Source organism: Nocardia thailandica NBRC 100428 (assembly GCF_000308795.1).
GTDB lineage: Bacteria > Actinomycetota > Actinomycetes > Mycobacteriales > Mycobacteriaceae > Nocardia > Nocardia thailandica.
Window position 1 is genome coordinate 1 of sequence record NZ_BAGK01000290.1, and the last position, 9,901, is coordinate 9,901.

At 74.0% G+C, this 9,901-nt stretch carries 8 protein-coding genes and 2 pseudogenes; 5 read left to right on the top strand and 5 right to left on the bottom strand.

Annotated features, from left to right (window positions below):
• The 4 genes and pseudogenes from ON36_RS28660 to ON36_RS28675 all read left to right on the top strand — a co-directional run.
• Positions 1-430: pseudogene (locus ON36_RS28660) on the top strand (NAD-dependent epimerase/dehydratase family protein); the annotation flags it as partial.
• Between the two features lie 14 nt (positions 431-444).
• Positions 445-1,809, top strand: a complete 1,365-nt coding sequence (locus ON36_RS28665; RefSeq protein WP_052314444.1) for a cytochrome P450 — start codon at positions 445-447, stop codon at positions 1,807-1,809.
• Positions 1,806-3,302 (top strand): flavin-containing monooxygenase, encoded by a 1,497-nt coding sequence (locus ON36_RS28670; RefSeq protein WP_052314445.1) that lies wholly within the window; start codon positions 1,806-1,808, stop codon positions 3,300-3,302. Before ON36_RS28665 ends, ON36_RS28670 begins: the two co-directional genes overlap by 4 nt.
• A gap of 147 nt (positions 3,303-3,449) precedes the next feature.
• On the top strand, positions 3,450-4,454 hold the full coding sequence (locus ON36_RS28675) for a zinc-binding dehydrogenase (protein ID WP_245558239.1): 1,005 nt from the start codon (positions 3,450-3,452) through the stop codon (positions 4,452-4,454).
• 30 nt (positions 4,455-4,484) lie between these two features.
• Here the strand turns inward: ON36_RS28675 and ON36_RS28680 are convergent, their stop codons facing one another.
• Entirely contained in the window at positions 4,485-5,246 is a 762-nt protein-coding gene (locus ON36_RS28680) for a uracil-DNA glycosylase (protein WP_043660234.1), read from the bottom strand.
• Positions 5,247-5,315: 69 nt separating this feature from the next.
• Here ON36_RS28680 and ON36_RS28685 point away from each other — a divergent pair, with 69 nt between their 5' ends.
• The gene (locus ON36_RS28685; protein ID WP_043660235.1) at positions 5,316-5,975 is read left to right on the top strand and encodes a DUF1345 domain-containing protein; all 660 of its coding nucleotides are present in this window, start codon (positions 5,316-5,318) and stop codon (positions 5,973-5,975) included.
• A gap of 4 nt (positions 5,976-5,979) precedes the next feature.
• Here ON36_RS28685 and ON36_RS28690 read toward each other — a convergent pair whose 3' ends face one another.
• The 4 genes and pseudogenes from ON36_RS28690 to ON36_RS28705 form a co-directional block, all read right to left on the bottom strand.
• Positions 5,980-6,162, bottom strand: coding sequence for a hypothetical protein (locus ON36_RS28690; RefSeq protein WP_043660237.1), 183 nt, complete (start codon positions 6,160-6,162; stop codon positions 5,980-5,982).
• A 58-nt stretch (positions 6,163-6,220) separates the two neighbouring features.
• A complete protein-coding gene (locus ON36_RS33025; RefSeq protein ID WP_052314446.1) occupies positions 6,221-6,850 on the bottom strand; it encodes a TetR/AcrR family transcriptional regulator in 630 nt (209 codons plus the stop codon).
• 37 nt (positions 6,851-6,887) lie between these two features.
• A complete protein-coding gene (locus ON36_RS28700; protein ID WP_043660238.1) occupies positions 6,888-7,667 on the bottom strand; it encodes a crotonase/enoyl-CoA hydratase family protein in 780 nt (259 codons plus the stop codon).
• A gap of 92 nt (positions 7,668-7,759) precedes the next feature.
• A pseudogene (locus tag ON36_RS28705) lies at positions 7,760-9,901 on the bottom strand (hypothetical protein); the annotation flags it as partial.

The following is a 9,901-nucleotide window of genomic DNA, read 5'->3' on the forward strand; positions in this document are numbered from 1 at the left end:
GCTGGCCTCGATCACCTACTGCGACCACGCCGCCCAGGCGTGCCTGCTGGCCGCGCGCTCGGACGCCGTCGCGGGCAAGGCGTACTTCCTGGCCGACGCCGAGGACATCGACCTGTGGGCCTTCGTCCGCGACCTGGCCGTCGCCCTGGACCTGGCCCCGCCGACCCGCACGATCCCCGCCCCGGTGCTCGACGCCGCCATCACCGTCTTCGACACCCTGTGGCGGGTGCCCGCCATCGCCGAGCGCTGGTCACCGCCGCTGTCGAGCTGGACCACCGCGGCGCTCACGGTCTCGAGCACCTACGACACCTCGGCCGCCGCCCGCGATTTCGGCTACCGGCCCACCGTCACCCGCGACGAGGGGCTGGCCGCCTACGTCGAGTGGGTGCTCGCGACCGGCGGCGTCGACGCCGTCATCGCGCGCGGCTGAACCCAGGAGGACTCATGACGCAGACCACGGCCCGCGCCGCCACCGTACCGCCGCTCGCGCCGGGATCGCTGCCGCTGCTGGGACATTGGCACCGATTCGGCAAGACGCCCTACCGCTACCTGTCGACCCTGTCCGCGCTCGGCCCCGTCGTCGAGATCCGCATCCCGGGCTACCGCACCTACCTGGTCACCGAGCCGGAGCTGGTGCGCGAGGCCCTGACCGGCCTCGGTGACCAGGGCGCGATGATCGAACGCGCCGAACTGCTGCTCGGGGAGGGCGTGACCGCGGTCTCGGGTGCGCGGCACCGGCGTTCGCGCCGGCTGATCGCGCCGGCCTTCGCCCGCGCCCGCATCGCCGGCTACGCCGAGGTGATGACCCGCTTCGGCGCCGAGCGGGCCGCGAGCTGGCGCGACGGGCAGCGCCTGGCGGTCGACGAGGAGATGCACGACCTGGCGCTGCGCACGGTCGCGGGGGCCCTGTTCTCCGGCGAACTGGGGGACCGCACGGCCGACCGCATCCACCGGCTGCTGCCCGAGGTCATGACCCTGCTGGCCCGCCGCGTCACCCGGCCCGCCTGGCTGGACCGGCTGCCCACCCGGCGCAACCGGCGGTTCCTGCGGCTGGTGGCGGAGATGAAGGAGGCCACCGGCGAGATCATCGCCGCCTACCGCGCCGAGCTGGCCGCCGACCCCTCGATCGATCACGGCGATCTGCTCGACACGCTGATCCGGGCGCGCGACGAGGACGGGAACCCGCTGCCGGACGGCCACGTCCACGACGAACTGGTCAACTTCCTCGTCGGCGGCACCGAGGCCATCGGCATGACCCTGACCTGGTCGCTGTACGAACTGGCCCGCAACCCGCGTGTCGAGGCCGCGGTGCAGGCCGAGGTCGACACCGTGCTCGGCGGCCGGGCCGCCACCGCCGCCGACCTGCCCCGGCTGGACCTGACCAAGCGCGTCGTGCTCGAGACGCTGCGCCGCTACTCGCCGTGGCTGACCGTGCGCCGGGTGCCCGCCGGCTACGAGCTGGGCGGATTCGCGCTGCCCGAGGACTCGATGCTGTTCGTGTGCCCGGTGGCGGTGCACCGGGATCCGGCGATCCACGCCGACCCCGAACGCTTCGATCCCGACCGCTGGCTGCCCGAGGCCGCCGAGGGCATGTCGCGCGGGGCCCACGTCCCGTTCGGGATGGGGGCGCGGCAGTGCCCGGGCAACGTCTTCGCCCTCACCCAGGTCGCGCTGCAGCTGGCCACCCTGGCCGGGCGCTGGCAGCTGCGGCTCGACGACGGCTTCACCGCGCGCGAGACCGTCATCGGCGCGCTGGTGCACCCGCGCAGCCTGCCCATGCGGGCCGAGGCGAGGACGGTCCGCGGGTGAGCGCGGTCGCCGAGATCTGCGAGGTCGCGGTCATCGGGTCCGGGTTCTCCGGGCTGGCCGTGGCCATCGACCTGAAGCGGCGCGGCGTGGAGGACGTGCTGATCCTCGAACGCGCCGGCGCCGTCGGCGGGACCTGGCGCGACAACGTCTATCCCGGCTGCGCCGTCGACGTGCCCTCGCCGCTGTACTCGTTCTCCTTCTTCCCCGGTGACTGGACCCGCCTCTACGCGGGCCAGCCCGAACTGCGCGCCTACACCGAACGCGTGGTCGACCACTTCGACCTGCGCCGCCACCTGCGGCTGCACAGCGAGGTCACCGGCGCCGACTTCGACGAGTCGGCGCACCGGTGGCGCATCGCCCTGGCCGACGGGCGGATCGTGGTGGCGCGCACGGTGGTGATGGGCTATTTCTCGCTGCACGTGCCCTCGATCCCCGAGCTGCCCGGCGCGGCGGATTTCGCGGGGCGGCAGATGCATTCGAGCCGCTGGGATCCGGGCTTCGAGGCCGAGGGCAGCCGGGTCGCGGTCGTCGGCTCCGGCGCCAGCGCCGTGCAGATCGTGCCCGCCCTCGCGCGGGCCGGGGCGCGGGTGGTCTCGTATCAGCGCACCCCGGCCTGGGTGCTGCCGCGCGGGGACCGGGCGTTCCCCGCCTGGGTGCGCGCCCTGCTGCGCCGGGTGCCCCCGGCCCGCGCCGCGCTGCGGGCGCTGATCTTCCTGATCCTCGAGTTCGTCCACCTCGCCGAGTTCCACCCGCGCCTGCTCGGCATCCCCGAGCGGGTGTGCCGGGCGGCGCTGCGCACGCAGGTGCCCGACCCGGAGCTGCGCGAAAGGCTCACCCCCGGTTACCGATTCGGCTGCAAGCGACCCATGATCGCCGACGACTACTACGCCGCGTTCACCCGGCCCGACGTGGAGCTGGTGACCGAGAAGATCGTCGAGGTCACCGCCGCGGGGCTGCGCACCGCCGACGGCGCCGTGCGCGAGGTCGACACGATCGTGTGGGCCACCGGATTCCGGGTGCAGGACTCCATCCCGCACTTCCCCGACTTCCGCACCCCGAGCACCTCGCTGCGCGAGAGCTACGCCCGCGACGGCTTCGCCGCCTACCAGGGCATCGCCTTCGCCGGCCTGCCGAACCTGTTCTGCGTCACCGGGCCCAACACCGCGCTCCCGCACACCTCGCAGTTCCTCGCCATCGAACCGACGGCGCGGGCCATCGCCCGGACCATCGCGGTCATGCGGGCCGAGGGCGCCACCCGCTACACCCCGCGCCCGGAGGCCCAGGCCCGCTTCGTGGCCTACTGCCGCCGCGTGCTGGCAGGCCGGGTCTGGTCGACGGGCGGCTGCTCGAGCTACTTCGTCGCCGAGGACGGGACCAACACCCTCACCTGGCCCGGCGGCGCCTGGCATCTGCGCAGGCACCGGTCGCGGCTGCGGCGCGGGGACTGGGACCGGCGCGGTCCCGGGCGGCCGGGCGCGGTCGGCGGGGCGTGACGGCGGCGCCCGGGTCGCCCGCCGGTGCGCCGCGGCATCCCGGCTGACCCGCGCCGGGGGAGCCGGTTCACCGGCGCCCGGGCGTCGCGGGTCTAGCATGGCGACGAGCAGCAGAGGAATCCGCCGGACCGACCGCGAGGAGTGACCGTGCTTGCCGGACGACTGCATCTGAAGCCCGAACCGCACCTGGTGATGGAGGAGGTTCCCGAACCCGTTCCCGGTCCCGGGGAGGTGGTGATCGCGGTCGAAGCGGCCGGTGTCTGCCTGTCGGACGTGCACCTCATCGAGGGCATGCTCAAACCGCTCTACCTCAACGGCGACGTGGTCACCCTCGGGCACGAGGTGGCGGGCACCGTGCGGACCCTCGGGCCCGGAGTCGAGGACAAGTGGGCGGGCGCGCGGGTGCTGCTGCAGGCGGGGGAGAAGCGGGCCGACCGGGTCTACACGCGCGGCGTCGACTACGACGGCGGCTGGGCCGAGTACGCGCTGGCCTCGGTCGGCACGCTCGTGCCGATCCCCGACGACCTGCCCTTCGAGCAGGCCTGCTTCGTGCCCGACGCGGTGTCGACGCCGTGGGCCGCGATCACCGCGACCGCGCAGGTGCGGCCCGCCGAGTCGGTGGGCGTGTGGGGCGTCGGCGGGCTCGGGGCGCACGGGGTGCAGCTGCTGCGCGCCATCGGGGCCGCGCCCATCGTCGCCGTCGATCCGCTGCCCGCCGCGCGCGAGCGCGCACTGGAGTTCGGCGCCGACATCGCCCTCGACCCGGCCGACCCGGAGCTGCGCAGCCGCATCGGTACCGCCACCCAGGGCCGCGGACTCGACGCCGCCTTCGACTTCGCCGGGGTCGCGGCCGTCCGCGAGCAGGCGGTGGGGGCGCTGGGCCTCGGCGGGCGCCTGACCCTGGTCGGGCTCACCGACAAGCCCATCACCCTCACCAACGGCACCTTCTTCAGTTACGCGCAGCAGAAACTGCTGGGGCACTACGGTTCCGAGCCCGAACACGTCCTCGAACTGGTCCGGTTGCTGCGCCTGCACCGGCTCGACTTCGCCCGCTCGGTCAGCGACGTGCTGCCGCTGGCGGACGCGCCGAAGGCGGTCGAGGCGCTGGAGGCCAAGCGGGGCAACCCGATCCGGCTGGTTCTGCGGCCCTGAGCCGCGCGAGCCGAAGCCGTCGCGGGCCCGTCACAGGCCCGCGACGGCTTTGGCGTCGGTGAAGACCTGCGCGAGCATGGCGGGGGTGAGCCGCCCGGTGTAGGTGTTGTGCGGGCTGACGTGGTAGCAGCCGAGGACGGTCAGCTCGCGGCCGTCGGGGTGCGCCAGCCGCACGCGCGCGCCGTGGCCGAAACGCGGGCGGGGCCGCGGGATCGGCCAGCCCGCGTCGGCGAGTGTGGCCAGCAGCGCCTGCCAGCCGAAGCCGCCGAGGACCACGATCACCCGCACCGTGCCCGCCAGCAGCTCCAGCTCCCGGCCCAGATACGGTGCGCAGGTGTGGCGTTCGGCCGCGGTGGGCTTGTTCTCCGGTGGCGCGCAGTGCACCGGCGCGGTCAGGCGGGTGCGGATCAGCTCGATGCCGTCCTCGCGCGAGACCGGGTGCGCGCCGGTGGCCAGGCCCGTCGCGTGCAGGGCGGCGAAGAGGACCTCGCCGCTGGGGTCGCCGGTGAACATCCGGCCGGTGCGGTTGCCGCCGTTGGCCGCCGGTGCCAGCCCGACGACCAGGATCGCCGCGTCCGCCGGGCCGAAGCCGGGAACCGGACGCGCCCAATAGGTTTCGTCGCGGAAGGCGGCCCGCTTGACCTCGCCCGCCGCCTCGCGCCAGGCGACCAGCCGCGGGCAGGCGCGGCAGGTGGCGACCAGGGCGTCCAGCTCGGGTACCGTGCGGGTCCGGGCGGCGCGCCGCGGCGCGGTCTCGGCGGGGCCGGGCCGGGGAGCGGGGGAAGCGGCCATCGTCGGAGTATAGGTGCGCCGCGTCCGGATGCGCGCTGACCTGCGCGTTCTCGCGTACAGTGTCAGCGCATGAACAGTCGGTTGGTGAATTCCGCGGTCACCCGGCTGGTCCTGGCACTGGTCCTCGGTGCGGCGGCCGGGACCGCCGTGGGCGTGCCGGGCGGTCGCCCTCTGGCGATCCTGGTGGCCGTGGCCCTGTCGGCGGCGGTGTTCGTGGCCCTGGGCTGGGCCGCGCTGTGGCCGATGGACGCCACCGCGACGAAGGCGCACGCCCGCCGCGAGGACTTCCAGCCGCTGGTCGAGGAATTGACGGTGGTGCTGTTCGCGCTGATCGGGCTCGTCGGCATCGTGATGATTCTCGTACTGGCCCACACCGGCACCCGGCACACCGCCGCGGCCATCGCCCTGGCCGGGGTGTTCATGGCCTGGGCCGCGGTGCACCTGATGTACGCGGCGCGCTACGCCTACCTGTACTACGGCCCCGCGGGCGGCGCCGACCCGCGCACGGCGACGGGCGGGATCGACTTCAACTCCGATGATCCGCCCGCCTACCGCGACTTCTTCTATTTCAGCTACAACCTGGGCATGACCTATCAGGTGTCCGACACCGACGTGTCGAGCCGGGCGGTGCGCGCGGTGGTGCTGCGGCACACCCTGCTGTCCTACGTGTTCGGCACCGTCATCCTGGCCACCACGATCAGCCTCGTGGCCGGGGTGGCCGGGAGCTGAGCGCTCAGTCGTCCTCGTCCTGGGCGTCGGCGGCGCGATTGCGTTCGGCGACGATCTCGAGCGCGCGTTCGGCGGTGGCCTTGTCGGGATAGGGGCCGAGGCGGTTCTGCACCCAGGTCTCCTTGCCGCGCACCGCGCGGTGCTGTTCGAGGTCGTAGTACCAGGCTTCGTCGTCACCGGAAGTCATGACGTCAGTATGCCCGGACCGGGCCGTGCGGGCATGCGACTCCGCCGCGGCGCGTCCCTCAGCCGATGCCGGTGGCGAGCAGGAGCTTGCCGAAATCGGCGAGCACCTGTTCGCGGGCCGGAGTGAAGCCGTCGAGAATCCACTGGGTGGTGACCTGCTGGCCCACCCCGACGACCACGGTGCCGAGCAGGGCTTGTTCGGTGCCGCTGAGCGGCATCTCGGGGGTGTGGGCGCGGAGGATCTCGCTGAGCTCGTGCGCGAAACGGCGGCCGTTGTCGCGGACCCGTTCGTCGAGGCGCGAGCCCGCGCCCGGCGCCTCGAACAGGTGGATGCGGGCGCGGCGCGGATCGTCCTGCGCCCAGGCGAGCATGCCGTCGAGCGCCCCCGCCAGCGCGCCCGCCAGATCGGTCCCGGTGCGGGTGCTCGCGGTGACCGCGGTGTGCAGGTCGGCCACGACGAGGTCGTAGACGGCGGCCAGCAGCGTGTCGAGGCTGTCGAAGGACTCGTAGAAATAGCGTTTGATGAGCCCGGCCTCGGCCGCCACCGCCTCGACGGTGGCGGCGCGGAAGCCGCGGGTGCCGAACACGGCGATGCCCGCCTCGATCAGGCGGGCACGCCGGGCCGCGCGGCGCTCCTCGGCGGTCGCGCCGCGATAGGCGCGGGCGGTACGGTCGCCGAGGTCGGTCACCGGTTCAGTATGGCCGGTGGACGTGCCGCGCAGCGGCTCAACGGGCCTTCCACTCGGGCTTGCGCTTCTCGATGAAGGCCAGGGTCCCCTCGCGCACGTCCTCGCTGCCCGCGACGGTGGCGATCTCGCGGTTGCTCAGCTCCCAGGCCGCGTCGTCGGGCTGGACGCCGTCGACGATGCCGAGGGCGACGCGCTTGCTGGCCTGCACGGCCAGCGGGGCGTTGGCGGCGATGCGTCCGGCCAGGGCCAGCGCGGCGTCGAGGACCTCGGCGGCGGGCACGACCCGGTTGATCAGGCCGAGTTCGAGGGCGCGCTGTGCGGTGAGCGGCTCGCCGGTGAGGATGAGCTCCATGGCGATCTTGCGGGGCAGCTGCTCGGGCAGGCGGAACGCGCCACCGGCGGCGGCGAACAGCCCGCGCGCGACCTCGGGCAGGCCGAAGGTGGCGGTGTCGGCGGAGACGGCGAGGTCGCTGGCCAGCACGAGTTCGGTGCCGCCGCCGAGGGCGAAACCGTTGACCGCGGCGATGAGCGGCTTGCTGATGGGGTGGCGCACGTAGCCGGCGAGGTTCCAGTTCTCGTGTCCCGCGGCCAGGATGGACTCGCCCCGGGCGAGGGCCTTGAGGTCCGCGCCCGCGCAGAACGCCTTCTGCCCGGCGCCGGTGAGCACGACCGCGCGGATCTCCGGATCGTTCTCGGCGCGCTCGAGTTCGGCGCCGATCCGATCGCTGACCTCACCGTTGATGGAGTTCATGGCCTCCGGCCGGTTGATGGTCAGAATGAGAACGTGTTCGCGTTCCTCGACGAGGACGGCACTCATGGTGTTACTCCTGCTGGTTCCGTGACGGCACGCCGCCGGTTGTCGATGAGACTATAACGTGTTCTTGTTTTTGGGCGGGCCGGTCGACCGGATCAGGCGGGCGCGAGGGGCGCGTCCCGCAGCGCGGCCGCGCGTGCCCGGTGTTCCGCGGCGGCGGCGGGATCGCGCACCGCGAGCAGGCCGGCCAGACCCTCGTGCGCCCCGGCCTGTTCGAAGCGATGCCCCGAGGACGGCGCCAGGGCGAGGGTCTCGCGGTAGAGCGCCACGGCCCGCTCCTCGAGCCCGGCCAGGCGGCAGGTCTCGGCATAGGCGTTGAGGAAGTGGATCTTCCACTGTTCCTCGAACAACTCGTCGAGCAGGTCGAAAGCCGCGCGGTGACGCCCGAGCGCCTCGTCGAGGCGGCCCATGCTTCGCAGCGCCACGCCCTGGCAGTTCAGGCACCACGCCTCGTTGTGCTTGTGCGCGTCCTCGCGGGCCAGGGCCAGCGCGGTGTCCAGGTGGGTCAGGGCCGTGGCCGGATCGTCCTCGGCCAGCGCCACTCCGAGCGTCAGGTGGGCGGTGAGGGAGGCGGGCGGCGTGGTCAGGGCGGACCTGGCGAGGTCGGCGGCCTCGGCTCGCCTGCCCAGTTGCAGCATGGCCCAGGCCTCGCTCGCGGTGGCGTGCGCGGCACCGGACGGGCAGCCCGCCTCGGCGTACCGGCGGGCGGCCAGCCGGAACAGGTCGAGGGGCTCGTCGACCGAACCGGCGTCCCAGCGCAGATATCCGCGCCGCATGGTCAGCTCGGCCTCGGCGAGCCGGTCACCGGCGCGGGTCATCAGCGGCCCCGCCAGGTCGTAGGCGGCGGCCGCCTCGGCCATCCGGCCCGCGTTGTAGCGGGCGAAGCCCAGGTCGCTGTGCGCCTCGGCCAGCGGCAGCGGATCGCCGAGGTTCTCCGCGGCGGCCAGCGACCGTTCGAAGAGCACGTTGAGCCGGGTCGTGCCGCAGCGGCGGGCGAAGTAGGCGCGCATGAAACGGGGCAGCTCCACGACATGGGTGTGCGCGCCCGCCGCCACGGCGGCGTCGAAAGCGGCCAGCAGGGTGGTGTATTCGGTGCGGTACCACAGGAACGCCGAGAGCTTGTCGGGGAAGTCGGGCAGCGCGGCGGGCGCCGTCCCCGCGGTCGGGGGACGGCTCGGCGACAGGAACGGCATCGCCCGGTCGGCGGCGGCCGCCGCGTGCACGTAGTAGTCGAGGGCCCGGCCGAGGGCGCGGGCCCGCTCCTCGGCGGAGTCCTGCTCGTACGCGCTGCGCCGCGCGTACTGGTGGACCAGGTCGTGCAGGCGGAAGCGGCCCGGCGCGGGCTGCTGGACCAGGTGCGCGTCGAGCAGGTCCTCGAGCACGTCCCGCACCCGGCGCAGCGGCAGGTCGGTCAGCGCGGCCACGACGTAGTCGTCGAAGGACGAGCCCGGCAGCAGGCCGAGCAGCCGGAACAGGCGGCGCCGGGTGCGGTCGAGCTGATGCACCGACATGCCGAGCGCGGCATCGAATTCGCCGCTGCCCTCCGACATCCGCTCCACCAGGATGCCGACCGTCCAGCCGGGCCGGTGCCGCAACCGGGCCGCGGCCAGGCGCAGGGCCAGGGGCAGATGCCCGCACAGGCGCAGGACCTCGGCGGCCGCTTCCGGGGCACGGGCCAGGCGGCCGCCGGACGCACGGTCCTCGCCGCTGGCCCGGGCCAGCAGCTCGGCGCTCTCCTCGGCGGAGAGCACGTCGAGGGAGACCGGCGGCACCTGGTCGAGGCCGAGCAGCCGGGTGCGGCTGGTGATCAGCGTGACCGAGGGACCCGCGCCGGGCAGCAGCGGGCGGACCTGCTCGGCGTCGGCGGCGTTGTCCAGCACGACAACGGCTCTCAGCGCCGCGAGCTCGGAACGCCAGCACGCCGCCAGGCCCTCCACGCCCCGGTCCTGGGGCACCCGTTCCGAGGGCACCTCGAGCGCGGCGAGCAGCGAGCGCAACGCCGTGTCCGCGTCGAGGGGCGCGCGGCCCTCGGTGAACCCGTGCAGGTCCAGATACAGCTGGGCGTCGGGGTAGTCGGCGGTGAGCCGGTGCGCGGCGTGCACGGCCAGGCAGGTCTTGCCGACGCCCGCCATGCCGTCGATCGCCACGATGCGGTCCCGGCCCAGGGTGTCGAGGACCTCGCCGAGCGCCTCGGCCCGGCCGGTGAAGTCGGTGACATCGCGCGGCAGGTCGTTGCG